At 46.5% G+C, this 14,679-nt stretch carries 10 protein-coding genes; 9 read left to right on the top strand and 1 reads right to left on the bottom strand.

The window, feature by feature from the left end; translation table 11 throughout:
- Positions 1-63 precede the first annotated feature (63 nt).
- Positions 64-834, bottom strand: coding sequence for a hypothetical protein (locus MH144_RS06780; RefSeq protein ID WP_239298613.1), 771 nt, complete (start codon positions 832-834; stop codon positions 64-66).
- A gap of 666 nt (positions 835-1,500) precedes the next feature.
- Here MH144_RS06780 and MH144_RS06775 point away from each other — a divergent pair.
- The 9 genes from MH144_RS06775 to MH144_RS06735 all read left to right on the top strand — a co-directional run bounded on the left by MH144_RS06775 (position 1,501) and on the right by MH144_RS06735 (position 14,464).
- Entirely contained in the window at positions 1,501-3,195 is a 1,695-nt protein-coding gene (locus tag MH144_RS06775) for a M3 family oligoendopeptidase (protein ID WP_239298611.1), read from the top strand.
- Positions 3,196-3,474: 279 nt separating this feature from the next.
- The gene (locus MH144_RS06770; RefSeq protein ID WP_239298609.1) at positions 3,475-4,626 is read left to right on the top strand and encodes an iron-containing alcohol dehydrogenase; all 1,152 of its coding nucleotides are present in this window, start codon (positions 3,475-3,477) and stop codon (positions 4,624-4,626) included.
- 552 nt (positions 4,627-5,178) lie between these two features.
- Entirely contained in the window at positions 5,179-6,348 is a 1,170-nt protein-coding gene (locus MH144_RS06765) for a glucose-1-phosphate adenylyltransferase (RefSeq protein ID WP_275439963.1), read from the top strand.
- 26 nt (positions 6,349-6,374) lie between these two features.
- Positions 6,375-7,478 (top strand): glucose-1-phosphate adenylyltransferase subunit GlgD, encoded by a 1,104-nt coding sequence (gene glgD, locus MH144_RS06760; protein WP_239298605.1) that lies wholly within the window; start codon positions 6,375-6,377, stop codon positions 7,476-7,478.
- Between the two features lie 299 nt (positions 7,479-7,777).
- Positions 7,778-10,210 carry a glycogen/starch/alpha-glucan phosphorylase gene (locus MH144_RS06755; protein ID WP_239298603.1) on the top strand — a complete coding sequence of 811 codons (2,433 nt, stop codon included), beginning with the start codon at positions 7,778-7,780 and terminating at the stop codon, positions 10,208-10,210.
- Between the two features lie 180 nt (positions 10,211-10,390).
- Complete coding sequence (locus tag MH144_RS06750) at positions 10,391-11,257, top strand: AraC family transcriptional regulator (RefSeq protein WP_239298601.1); 867 nt, start codon at positions 10,391-10,393, stop codon at positions 11,255-11,257.
- Positions 11,258-11,299: 42 nt separating this feature from the next.
- Positions 11,300-11,761 carry a VanZ family protein gene (locus MH144_RS06745; protein WP_239298599.1) on the top strand — a complete coding sequence of 154 codons (462 nt, stop codon included), beginning with the start codon at positions 11,300-11,302 and terminating at the stop codon, positions 11,759-11,761.
- Positions 11,762-11,933: 172 nt separating this feature from the next.
- A complete protein-coding gene (locus tag MH144_RS06740; protein WP_481857321.1) occupies positions 11,934-13,643 on the top strand; it encodes a glycoside hydrolase family 13 protein in 1,710 nt (569 codons plus the stop codon).
- Between the two features lie 128 nt (positions 13,644-13,771).
- Positions 13,772-14,464 carry a metal-dependent hydrolase gene (locus MH144_RS06735; protein WP_239298597.1) on the top strand — a complete coding sequence of 231 codons (693 nt, stop codon included), beginning with the start codon at positions 13,772-13,774 and terminating at the stop codon, positions 14,462-14,464.
- Positions 14,465-14,679: the final 215 nt, after the last annotated feature.

The following is a 14,679-nucleotide window of genomic DNA, read 5'->3' as shown; positions in this document are numbered from 1 at the left end:
ATAACACGGTTTGGCAAGTCAAACATCCAATTATGCTCCAGTATTCACATTTACCGGGTAAAGTTATCCCATACGGCGGCGTCTTGTCCGTTTGCGACGGACAAAGAACCAGATGAGCAGAGCAGCGACAACAATCAAAGCAATGACTGCAGTAATGATAATGTTACGAATGTTGGGAACCTGTACTGTCAAATCCAGTGTATTCGAATTGAGGGGAGAAAGGTGCCAGGTCAGTGTCTTCCCCTGATCCTCAACCAGGTCCGCGTTGGAATCTTCGGCTTGGATGGGCAGACTCAGTTTGAAGTCGAAGTTCACATCCTTGAGCAGCAGGTTTTTAAGGAAGCTTGGCACCTTGTTGATCTGATCCTTAATCTCCCCATCCGGCATGGATTCCATCAGGTCAGCGGTGGCAGTAACATGGAATCTGGAAGTGAAGAAGCCTGGTTCCGTTGTCTGCTCAACCTGGATACCTTTTGGAAGTTTGGACATATCGAAGCTAGCAGCGGTATTGCTTTTCTCATAGTGTGTTGTTGCCGAGAGTTGCTTCCGTTCTCCTTCGTCTACGACCTCAGCCTGGAAGTTATTTTTCTTCAGGACTTCCTCAAGCAGGGGCATCAGATTGTCTTGTCCAATCTTCCCGAGCGCGGATTCGGTTACACCGAGATGGATATCCAGATCCGTTGAACCATCCATGTTGACGGTCAGATGGGCTTCTCCATCGGCACAAGCGGATAGAATAATCAGCATGAGGCCAAGCATAATGGTAATAAATAGATGGCGTAAGGTGATACGAGTCGACATTGATTTCAACCTTTCTACGTAAGCGATTTGCATAAATCCATACTACATGCTGCATTCAATCCTTTATTTATGAATCATAGGATTATAGTATACACCGTAAATATGACGGATGAAACTTCTGGTAAGTCATGCTCATTTGATGAGAATTTCGATGTGACCAGTTGGATGCAGATCCAATAGTTGTGCAATACTAGTTTATGTTAAAATTAAAGATGTCGTATTTTTGTCAATGTTAGGACAATTCAAAAGGCGTTTCACCGTGTAAACTGTTTATAGTATGTTGATCAATCGGATGCAGGGAGGGGTACATTCATGACATACATCATTATTCTAATTGCAGTAATGGTTGTGGGAATGATCGGAATGGGCTGGTTCTTTCAGATTCTTGACAAAGACAATAGCTAAACCATAAATTACATGGACATGAGACAAGCCATAAGCTTGCTTCGCGCGTATGCGAGGCAGGTTTATTTGTTTTGTAAGATGTTATCCTGATGCTCTGTACATTTCGTTACTTACATATAAGTTTGTACCTTACATAAGCACGTAATATATATAACGAGAGGTGTCGCACAATTTGACCGATGGACAAATATTTTTCGTAAAGATGGGATTTTTAGGCTGCTCTTTTGTATAATAGGGATTAGTCCAACTCGGGATATTTCCCGAAATATGCCTAACAGGAAAGGGTGTACATAAATGAAATTTAGTGAATATACGTATACACGTCCCGATCTGGAAAAAATCAAAACATCTTTCCGTGAGCTATTGAAAGGTTTTGAAGCTGCGGCTACGGTGGATGAGCAGAGCGGATTCATGGATCAGATTAATGCATTGCGCAGTGATTTTGAGACCATGGCACAATTGGTCTATATCCGCCACTCCATTGACACGAATGATACATTCTACAAAGCAGAAAACGAATTTCTGGATGAAAGCTCGCCGATTATTCAAGAGTACATCACCGATTATTATCGGGCACTGGTTAACTCGAAATTCCGTGCGGAACTGGAGCAAAAATGGGGAACACAGCTGTTCCAACTGGCAGAACAGTCCCTGAAGACCTTCAGCCCGGAAATTATCGAGGATCTTCAAAAAGAGAACAAGCTGTCCACAGAATATAATCAATTGATTGCTTCCGCAAAAATTCCGTTTGAAGGCGAAGAACGTACCTTGCCACAGCTGCATCCGTTTGAACTGTCTACAGATCGTTCCATGCGGGAACGCGCTTCGGAAGCAAGATATACATTCATGGCTGAGCACGAAGCGGAATTTGACCGCATTTACGATGAGCTTGTAAAGGTACGTACGCAAATTGCCAAAAAACTAGGCTATCCATCCTATGTGGAACTTGGTTATGATCGCATGAATCGTACCGATTATAACGCAGAGATGGTTGCCAATTTCAGAGCGCAGGTTCGTGATTATATTGTACCCGTGGCCACGAAGCTCAGAGAGCGTCAGCGCAGCCGGATCGATGTCGATACGCTCTATTTTTATGACCAGGGCTTCAGCTTCAAGACAGGTAACCCGACTCCTAAAGGGGATCCGGACTGGATTATTGAAAATGGTAAAAAAATGTACGCTGAGCTGTCACCTGAGACAGATACGTTCTTCCAGATGATGACGGAGAACGAACTAATGGATTTGGTTAGTAAAAAGGGCAAGCAGGGCGGTGGATATTGCACCTTCCTGAATGATTATAAAGTACCGTTTATTTTCTCGAACTTCAATGGTACATCCGGCGATATCGATGTCCTGACACACGAAGCCGGTCACGCATTCCAGGTGTATGAGAGCCGTCACTTTGAGGTGCCGGAATACAACTGGCCGACTTACGAATCGGCAGAGATTCATTCCATGAGCATGGAATTTTTCACATGGCCGTGGATGGAATTGTTCTTCAAGGAAGATACGGACAAATACAAGTTTGATCACCTGTCCTCCGGTTTGCTCTTTATTCCTTATGGCGTTGCCGTGGATGAATTCCAGCACTTCGTCTATGCCAACCCGGATGCAACGCCGGCTGAGCGCAAACAAGCATGGCGCAACATTGAGAAAACGTATCTGCCACACATCAACTACAAGGATAATGCCTATCTGGAGCAGGGTGGATTCTGGCATAAGCAGGGGCACATTTTCTCCTCGCCGTTCTATTACATCGACTATACGCTGGCTCAGATCTGCGCTTTCCAATTCTGGAAACGCAGTAACGAGGATATGAAGTCTGCATGGGCCGATTATCTGACCCTGTGCAAAGCGGGCGGAAGTCTCTCCTTCACAGGATTGGTTGAATTGGCTGGTCTTAATTCACCGTTTGAGGACGGCTGTGTCTCTTCCGTGATCGGTGATATTGAAGCATGGCTGGATGGAGTAGACGATAAAGCTCTGTAAGCAAGTTATATGCAGACATGATACCGATCGTTCCATACAGTGCTGAGGGTAAATGATTAAGATGATAATACTTGAAAAACGGCTTTGAAACCTCTGGTTTCAGGCCGTTTTTTGCACGTATCTATAACTTGTGAAATAAAAAAAAGGAAGGAGAGACTCAGCATTAGGAAAGGGAAAGTGTAACATTTCTCCAATGAATGTGATTTATTTCACTATATCTGAAAACGGATTCAGGTACAATAAAGACAGTAAATCAGGGGTTACAGGAGGCTGGTTCAGATGGCAACACATGCTTATTATGTTCCGCCCGTGAACTTGATGGGCAGGGGATGTTTACAGGAAGCAGGCAAGATGATTCAGGACATGGATATTCGTAAAGCGTTAGTTGTCAGCGATCGGCAGTTAATCTCTTCCGGTGTAGCTGAACAGGTATTGTCTATATTAAGAAAATCAGGGCTAGACTACGTTGTATATGATGAAGTACAACCCAATCCAACGTGTCAAAATGTGCATGAAGGCCTCAAAGTGTATCAGGAACATGGCTGTGATGCCATTATATCGATAGGCGGAGGTTCACCCCAGGACGCAGCGAAGGCTATCGGCATTGTCGCTACCAATGGTGGACATATTCGGGACTACGAAGGATTGCATCAATCGCATCATAAGTCTGTACCGCTTGTAGCGTTCAATACGACTGCCGGTACATCGAGTGAGGTGACCATTAACTACGTGATTACGGATGAAGAACGCAAGGTGAAAATGGTGATGGTGGATCGAAACAGTCTGGTCTCTCTGTCAGTGAACGATCCGGAATTGATGCTTAGCAAACCAGCCAGTCTGACAGCTGCAACTGGCATGGATGCTCTGACCCATGCGGTGGAAGCGATGGTAACGCCAGGCGGATTTACAGTGACCAGTGCGACCGCTGCCGCAGCGGTTGAATTGATCTTTGAATATTTGCCGCGAGCGGTCAGAGACGGGAGCGATCTTGAAGCCAGGGAACATATGACCTATGCCTGCTTCTTGGGAGGAATGGCTTTTAATAATGCGGGTCTCGGCTATGTGCATGCCATGGCACATCAACTTGGAGGTGTGTACGATCTGCCGCACGGTGTATGTAACGCCATGCTGCTCCCTTATGTGGAGGAGATGAACGCGAAGCATGTGCCCGGCAAATTCCGGCATATCGCCAAAGCCATCGGCATGAATGTGAAGGATAAAAGTGATGAAGAGTGCTCCATGTATGTCATTGACGCTATACGCCAGCTCTCCAGGGAAGTGGGCATTCCCGAGAAATTGTCCGAACTGGGCGTGACGGATCCCGATCTTGAGCTGCTTGCAGATAATGCGATGAAAGACGCCTGTGCTCCCGGCAATCCGTATCAGCCTTCGCGAGAAGAAGTGATGGAGCTTTTTCGCAAAATTATATAGATACGAGTATCATTATCCTGAACAGTGTTTATTCAGAAGCGAAAAATGAACAGGCAATGAGCCGGGCGCAGTCCTGGCTTTTTGTCATGCCCAAGGCGGGGAGTTACTTATTTTTCCATTTTAATCAATCGTACAAAAGCAAAAGGATTTTGATTCTCAACAGCGAATACAATAATTGAATCACAGCAGCATCAAAAAGGAGTGATATCAGCCTGAACTTTTGTCTTACGTTTCCAGCAAGATTCCTCGGCCCGTTTCGTGTTTAATGTTATTTAGGGATTACGGATTGCATTTCTCACGGGGTACATCTTAATTTCAATTCCACCAATCACCTCTGCACGGCAAGTCAAGGCTACTCTGTAATGATCATCCTACTCAGACATAACAACAAATTACGTTCCGCTACAATCTCGGGCGAGAATGCGATATCAATCAATACGGTTTGTCTGTACAGCGTGCTCCTAATCATGACAACAGCGTCCACACAACAGAATATTGGATTATGGGCTCTGAAATGAACCAGAATGAATGCGCGTGGAGGAGGCTGTAATGATGGCAAAAAAAGAAGTTGTAGCGATGCTGCTCGCAGGAGGGCAAGGCAAAAGGTTAAAAGGGTTGACCAAATCACTGGCGAAGCCGGCTGTATATTTTGGCGGGACCTACCGGATTATTGATTTTCCTCTAAGCAACTGCTCCAATTCAGGCATCGATACCGTTGGAGTACTAACACAATACGAACCTCTGGTATTGCACTCATATATCGGCATTGGCAGCGATTGGGATCTGGATCGCAAAAATGGCGGAGTATACGTCCTTCCACCGCATGAGCGTGAAGACGGGAGTAACTGGTACCGAGGCACAGCAGATGCGATATACCGCAACCTGAATTTCATTGAACAATTCGATCCAGAGCATGTACTCGTTCTTTCAGGGGATCACATTTACAAAATGGATTACGAAAAAATGCTCAGGTATCACAAGGAAAAGGACGCGGATTGCACCATATCGGTCATTGACGTTCCGCTCGAAGAAGCCAGCCGGTTTGGGCTGCTTAACACCCACGATGATTACCGCATCTACGAATTCGAAGAAAAGCCTCCTGAACCCAAAAGCACACTTGCTTCCATGGGTATTTATCTCTTCAAGTGGGATGTACTGAAACGTTTCCTGATCCAGGACGAACAACAGGCATCCACCTCATACGACTTTGGCAAAGACATCATTCCCTTATTGCTTGAAAATGAAAAATCCTTATACGCTTATCCTTTTGAAGGCTATTGGAAAGACGTAGGTACCATCCGCAGTTTGTGGGAGTCCAACATGGATCTGCTTGATGAGGAAACACCGCTCAACCTGAATGATCCCGAATGGCGCATTTACACCCGTAATCCGAATCAGCCTGCACAGTATATTTCGCCTGCGGCCAAGGTGCGGAATTGCATAATTAGTGAAGGCAGCGTTGTGCATGGGGAGGTTAACCACTCTATACTGTTCTACGGGGTGGAGGTTGGAGAGCACAGTTCCGTCATTGATTCTGTCGTGATGCCACGGGTAAAGATCGGGAAGAACGTCCGCATTCACAGAGCCATTATTGCCGAAGGACTGGTCATTCCAGATGGTGCCTACCTATCCCCTGCGCCTGAGGATGAAAGTGACGTATTGCTTGTGGACCATGAAGAATTGGAACGTCAGCTTCAACAGGGAATGACAACTAAAGTCTAAACTGAGCCCAAAGGACGGTGCATGCGATGAAACCATTAATCGGTGTTATTAACCTTGATCAGGAACTTGAGGAATTGAAGGAATTGACGTACTTTCGCTGCGGAGCCGCGGTGCCTTATGCCGGGCGTTACCGTCTAATTGATTTTGTATTATCCAATATGATGAATGCGGGCATTGAGAGTATTGGTGTGTTTGTCCGCCGTAAATACCGTTCGTTAATGGATCACCTGAGTGACGGCAAGCCCTGGGATCTGGATCGCAAGCACGGAGGCATGTTCATCTTGCCGCCGGACTGGAATGATCCAACGGATACGTCACAGGGGGATTTGCAGCATTTTCACAATAATCTCGATTTCTTCCACCGCGGTTCGGGGGAATATGTGGTTCATGCCGGCAGTCGGCATGTGACCAAAGTAGATCTGCAGGATGCCTATCGATATCATGTGAACAAGGGAGCAGACGTGACGCTGATCTGCAAAAGAGTGGATCAACTGCTGCCTGAGCACGATGCCTGTGTCAAAGTTGAACATGACGGGAACGGTAATGTGGTGGACATTCACCAAAGCGCCGATCACCCGAATATATATACAGAAATTTTCATCATGAAAAAGGAGTTGTTCCTGCGCCAGGTCCAGCGCTGCATTGATCATGGCGAGAGCCATTTCTTCCGTGATGTCATACAGAAAAATCCGGATGGATTAAAAATTGCCGCATATGCTTATGAGGGCTACCATGCCGTGATTAATTCCATTGACAGTTATTATCGCAACAGTATGGAGCTGTTGAATACGGGGTTGTATGAACAACTTTTCAGAGAAGAACCCGTTCAGACCAAGATTAAATACGAGGCACCTGCAAAATATCTCGACACCGCCGAGGTCAAACATTCACTGCTTGCCAATGGATGTATTGTGGGCGGAGAAGTGGAGAACAGCATCTTGTTCAGGGGTGTGCACGTAGCGAAGGGAGCCAGAATTAAAGGCTCAATTATCATGCAGAAATGTTACATCGGTGAAGATGCGGTACTGGAGAATGTCATTCTGGACAAAGACGTGAAACTGACCGGTGGGCAGACGCTCATCGGGGACCCGTCGAACCCGTATATCTTGGCGAAGAGTACTATTATCTAATACCAGCTGTTAACCGATATCATCTATAAATAAAATATAAATTCTGAAGGATGGTTATACGCGTAATTGCAATGCTCAAGCAGAAAGAGCAGAAGTAGTGAAGGGGACGAAGTCGATTCTGGAGAAGCAACGCGTTCGCATTTATCCCTGGATTTTCACCTTATTAAAAAGTTGAAAAAATCCAGGGATAACGGCGATCGGAAGATCGATTCGTAACCGGAACGGGCACATGCTGGATTTGAGCAGTGAAGCGTATGAAATAAACCATCCTACAGAATTTCACCGGGAGGAACCTGCTTTTGTTTGACAACAAGGAAACATTCAAGAGTATTTTTGGGCGGAATCTGGTCAGCAAATTGGGCAAACCACTTGAAGAAGCCACGAACGAAGACGTCTATCACGTTCTGGGCAGCATGATTCGCGAGTATGCGGGTCAGGACTGGGCAGCGTCGAATCAGGGATTCAAGCAGCGCCAGGATAAACAGGTATATTACTTCTCGCTGGAATTCCTGATTGGACGTCTGCTGGGCAACAATTTGTTGAACGTGAATGAACTGGAACTGGTTCGCGACAGTCTCGTTGAGCTGGGTTTCTCGCTGGAGGATATCGAGGAACAAGAATCGGATGCCGGCTTGGGTAATGGCGGATTGGGACGTTTGGCGGCATGCTTTCTGGACTCGCTCGCATCCCTCGGTTACGCTGGCCATGGCTGTGGTATCCGTTATAAATACGGATTGTTTGAGCAAAAAATTATCGGTGGTAACCAGGTAGAGCTTCCGGACAATTGGCTCGATAAGGGTAATGAGTGGGAAGTAAGACGTCCGGACAAAAAGGTCGAGGTTCAGTTCTGGGGCCGGGTAGAGGCCTATGAGCAGGATGGACACTATCATTTTGTGACCAAGGATGCGGAATCCGTCGTTGCGGTACCCTACGATATTCCGGTTATTGGATACGGTCAGCCGCATGTGAACACACTTCGCCTGTGGAGTGCAGAGCCGAAGAGGGAAACCTCGTTGGATACCCCTTCGAACTATTATGGTTACCTGGATTACAGCCGGTCGGTGGAGTCGATTTCCGAGTTTCTATACCCGGACGATTCCCAGTACGAGGGCAAGCTGCTTCGCTTGAAACAGCAATATTTCATGTGCTCTGCCGGCGTCCAAAGTGCATTGCGTACATTTAACAAACTGGAACTTTCATATGACCGGTTACCAGACAAGGTGGCATTCCACATCAATGATACCCATCCGACGCTGGTCATTCCGGAATTGATGCGGATTCTCATTGATGTGAAGGGTTATGGTTGGGATGAAGCGTGGGACATTACGACGCGTACCGTCTCTTATACCAATCATACGACGCTGAGTGAGGCGCTGGAGAAATGGCCAGTATCCATGATCAGCAAGCTGCTGCCACGCATTTATATGATCATTGAAGAGATTAACAAGCGATTCTGCGGCATGCTTCTGGACCGTTATCCGGGAGAGCAGGAGCGTATCCAACATTTGGCTATCATTGCGAACGATCAGGTTCGTATGGCACATCTGGCGATTGTCGGCAGTCACAGCATTAACGGTGTCGCTGCATTGCATACCGAAATCTTGAAGGAGCGGGAGATGGCGCCGTTTTATGCCCTATATCCGGAGCGCTTCAACAATAAGACGAATGGGATAACGCATCGTCGCTGGTTAATGCATGCGAATCCCAAACTGTCCAACCTGATTACCGATACGATCGGTAGTGAATGGATGACAGAGCCAGGCAGATTGAATGAACTCACCGGATATGCAGGCGACGCGTCATTCCAGCAGCAGTTCAGGTCCATCAAACATGAAAATAAGGAACGACTTGCTGCATACATTCTGGATCATACCGGAACGGCGGTTAATCCGGATTCCATTTTTGATGTACAGGTGAAAAGGCTGCATGGCTACAAGCGCCAGCTTCTCAATATTTTACATGTTATGCACCTGTATAATCGTCTTAAGAATGACTCGTCATTCGATATCGTGCCACGTACGTTCATCTTTGGAGCGAAGGCTGCACCAAGTTATTATTTTGCGAAAAAAATCATCAAGCTGATCAACACGGTTGCGGATACCGTGAACAAGGATAAGGCGGTAAATGACCGGCTGAAAGTATTTTTCCTCGAAAATTATTCCGTCTCTCTGGCTGAAAAAATTATTCCGGCTGCGGACGTCAGTGAACAAATCTCCACTGCAGGGAAGGAAGCTTCGGGTACGGGCAATATGAAGTTTATGATGAACGGCGCGTTAACCATTGGTACGATGGATGGGGCTAACGTGGAGATGGCTGAGCAGGTTGGAGAAGAGAACATGTTTATCTTCGGTCTGCGAGCGGATGAAGTGCTGGATTATTATCGTTCCGGCAGCTATCGTCCAAACGAAATTGTGCAGCAGGATGAACGCATTCGTGAAGTGGTAGAACAGCTCGTTCATCCAGGACCATTCTGTTGTCGGGAAGGCGAATTCTGGGATATCTATGATTCATTGCTGGCACATGGAGATGAGTATTTTGTATTGCGTGACTTTGCTGCCTATGCAGATGCTCACGCGGCCATTGATAAGGCTTATCGTGATGTGCCCGGCTGGTCACATCGAACGATTCTTAATACGGCTCAATCCGGTATCTTCTCCAGTGACCGAACCATTAGTGAATATGCTACCGATATCTGGGGGATTCATCCGGTTTCGGGACATTGGAAAGGTTAAGGTAACTAAGTTAGGAGATGGAGTCCCCTTGATGCAAGGGGACTTTGTTGTGTTATTTTCATGTGAAAAAGGATTTAATACCGCACGCAATATCAAAAAAGTAAAATTCCGTTAAGCGATAATCTTATCAAAGGGACAGCATTCATCTCTATTTCTATCAAGAAAGGGAAATCACTCGTTATGGATCATTACTCGCAAATACAACGGGCTATTGGGTATCTCGAGGATCATTTGCAAGATGAATTCAACATGAGGGAGGCAGCGGCAGCCGCGGGTTTTTCAGCGTTTCATTTTCAGCGTTTATTCCAGGCGATCACTGGGTTTACCGTACTCGAATATGTGCGTAAACGCAGGCTGACTGAAGCAGCTCAGCAATTGCTCGACTCGGCAGATGGCATCCTCCATGTAGCCTTGAACTGGGGATATCATTCCCAGGAGGCTTTCACCAGGGCGTTCACAGCTCATTGGGGGGAGACACCGGCCCGCTTTCGCAAGTTGAATGAGCTGCCCGCTTCTGCAAAGATGCAGCGAAGCATTGATTTTAATGACTATCGTACTCGGCTTGGAGGAGGGTTTATCATGAACAAACCACGACTTGTAACCATGGAGGCCATTCAGATCATGGGTTACGCCTACCACACGAATTTGAATAACGACCAGCATTATAACGAGATTCCGGGATTCTATCATGATTTCGGTTCAGAACAGAAATTCATGAATATTCCTGAACGAGTACGTCCTGATTTGGCCTATGGCGTCGCCTGTCAATTTGAGGATGATGGTGCATTCACATTTCTTGTTGGTGAGGAAACTTCATCTGACAGGGCACTACTTCAACCAGGTTATACAGCATTTGAGATCCCAGGTGGGTTGTACGCTGAATTCACAGTGGATGGTTCTGGACAGGATATACGCAAGATGATTTATGGCAGCTGGCTGCCCCACTCCAATTATGAACGCAGGGAAGGTCCTGATTTTGAGATAACCGATGTGTGGAAATCCACCCCTGAGCAGTTGGACATGAAGATCTATATTCCGGTAAAATAAGGAAGCCGCGCTGCGGAAATCATTCCCGGAGGATATTGGTCGATGCAAAAAGGTAGGGGAATATACAAACCCTGGATCATGATGTTGGTTGCCGTTTTTGCAATAGTATACCTATGGATTATGGGGAATTTGTTATTTATCCATGGGAGGGCTCCAGGGGATCGTTATCAATACAATCTGGTACCTCTCGAGACGATCGGACCCTTGTTACTAGAGAGGGAACGTTATAGTACGGAGGCCTGGGTGAAGAACCTGTTCGGTAATATCGTTTTGTTTATTCCACTAGGCATATGGATTCCGTGGTTGTTCCGACCATGCCGAACGGGGTTGAAATTTACAATGACCGTTATTGTGCTGCTGCTTGCCGTTGAATTGGCGCAACTGGTTTTACGTGTGGGTTCGTTTGACGTGGATGATATCATCCTGAATACCATTGGTGCTTGGATCGGTAATATTGTATTCCGTCTGTTTATACAGCTCATGAAGACAAGAAGATTAGAATAGAAGTTTGCCACTCAGGCGGGAACTCATTCTGGTCTTTTTTGTGTGCTTCGGGACACGTTTGTGTTTATACAGACGGCATTTCGGATAAAACATATTAACGGGTTGTTCTGTACCTAAATGACCTATGTTCATGACAGATATCGGAATTATGCGAATGTACGGATGAAAACTAGTGAAGAGCAGAAACGGGGTGATCCACATCGTGTGGTGGAAAGAGAGTGTTGTATATCAGATCTATCCCATCAGTTTCAAGGATTCGGATGGTGATGGTCACGGTGATTTGCAAGGCATATATGAAAAGCTTGATTATTTGACGGATCTGGGGATCGACGTCATCTGGATCTGTCCCATTTATGAATCTCCCGGACATGATAACGGTTATGATATCAGCGATTACTATGCCATTATGCGCAAATTCGGCACGATGGAGGATTTTGACCGGTTACTCGAAGCGGCTCACAGCAGAGGGCTCAAAATCATGATGGATCTGGTGTTGAATCACACATCGGATGAGCATGCCTGGTTTGCCGAATCCCGTTCTTCCAAAGTGAACCCCAAGCGGGATTATTACATTTGGCGATCGGGTAAAAACGGTCAGGTTCCGAATAACTGGGAATCCTATTTCGGCGGGTCCGTGTGGAAGCATGATCCCGAAACGAATGAATACTACCTTCATCTGTACTCGGAGCATCAGCCAGACTTGAATTGGAACAATGCACAGATGGCCGAGGAAATGTATGAGATGGTACATTGGTGGCTGCAAAAAGGGGTGGACGGATTCCGCTTTGATGCGGTAGCCCATATTGCCAAGGCGGAAGGATTGCCTAGTGCACACAATCCTGAGAATCTGCCAGTTGTCCCAGCATACCAGCTGTTCTCCAACCTGGAACAAGTACACTCCATATTGAACAAGTTAAACGACATGATTCTAAAGCCGTATGGTCCCATGACCGTCGGAGAAACGTCAGGTCTGGGCCCCGAGCAGGCTCTTGCTTACGTGGGGACAGATCGCAACGAGCTGAACATGGTATTTCAGTTTGAGCATATGTTTGTGGACGCCAAATCTTCCGGGATAGGAAAGTGGAATTACAGGGAGTGGAAGCTGACTGAACTGAAAGAAATCATGAGTCGCTGGCAGACAGTACTGCATGGTAGAGGCTGGAATGCCAACTATATGGGCAATCATGATCAGCCGCGCCCGGTTTCCCGTTTCGGAGACGATGGCCCTTACAGAGTTCGGTCTGCCCAGATGCTGGCTACCTGGATGCTTACCCTTGAAGGAACGCCTTACATTTATCAGGGTGAGGAGATCGGCATGACAAATGTCGCCTTTCCGAATATTGAGCAGTATCGAGACATTGAGACGATGAATTATTACAGGCATTATATCGCCCAAGGGCGGGACAAAAATGACATTATGAAGGCCATCTGGCTGAAAAGTCGGGACAACGCACGCACACCCATGCAGTGGGATGACACGGAGCACGCAGGGTTCACGGAAGGCGAACCATGGATTCAGGTCAACGATAACTACACAGAGATCAATGTGGCTTCTGCCGAAAATGACCCTGGATCCATATTGCACTATTATCGCAAGCTAATTGCCCTCCGGAAGAAGAGCAAAGTGCTGATCTATGGTGAGTATGAACTGCTCTTGCCTGATGACCCGGACATCTATGCATATACACGTACCCTGGATGACGAGAAGATGCTCATTATCCTTAATTTTCGGGGGCATGAACCGGAGATGCACTGGCCGGAAGGCTGGACAGAGGACGGTGCCAAGCTGATCATCAGCAATGTGAAAAGACGGTATTCAACGGATGAGGGTACCATTCTGCTCCAACCCTATGAAGCCAGAGTATACCGAATGCAATCCTGAAGGCGACATTTTGCTTCCCGTTAACGGTTTGCTTTATAATAAAATAGGTAAATGCCATTAAGATGGATGTGAATGCAACGAAATTGAGCAACAAGGTTGCTCACATCGAATCGTCAGGAGGACTTAAGATGTTGAAAATGACGTACCATGGACACTCCAGCGTACAATTGGGTACGGAGGAGAAGTCTTTGATTATCGATCCGTTCCTGCGTGGCAATGAACTGGCCGTTACCAAGCCGGAAGACATCAAAACCGATGCTGTTTTGCTGACGCATGCACATATGGATCATATTCTCGACGCCGAACCGATTGCCAAGGCGAATAATGCCAAAGTGGTCGCCATCGTGGAGCTGGCTACATATATGTCCTGGAAAGGGCTGGACACCATTGGCATGAATATGGGCGGAACAGTAGATCTGGATTTTGCTCAAGCCAAAATGATTCAGGCATTTCATACTTCGGGGATTGTGCTTGAAGAGGAACAGCGAATCATGTACGCAGGACTGCCTGCAGGATTTATCATTAACATAGGCGGTAAAACGATTCTGCATGCCGGAGATACAAGCTTGTTCGGCGATATGAAAATGATTGGTGATCGTCATCAGATCGACGTAGCTTTTCTGCCGATTGGCGGGCATTTCACAATGGGCCCAGAAGATGCACTGCAAGCTGCAGAGTGGTTTAACGCGAAACTGACCATTCCGGTGCACTATGACACATTCCCGGTGATCCGTCAGGATTCTGAGAAGTTTGTACAGCAACTTGCTGCCAAAGGACTGAAAGGTCAGGTCCTCGCACCAGGCGAATCGATCACGCTCTAAATTGTACTGGATGAATAATGGTTTTTATTTCATTCTTTGAGTAAGAGCTTTTCATTGCAACCGTTGCTCGCAAGACGATATGAATAAAAGGTTTAAGGCGAATAACACGTCCTATGTAGGACGTGTTATTCGCTTTTTTGTGTTCCGATACAGGTATCAGGGAGCTGGCGAACATCTCCTTCAAATTTGTTGTTACAGAGCTAACATTAATGGGG

This window comes from Paenibacillus sp. ACRRY (genome assembly GCF_022346995.1).
Taxonomy (GTDB): domain Bacteria; phylum Bacillota; class Bacilli; order Paenibacillales; family Paenibacillaceae; genus Paenibacillus.
The sequence above is the reverse complement of the archived record's forward strand: the minus strand, read 5'-3'. Positions and strand labels throughout refer to the sequence as shown.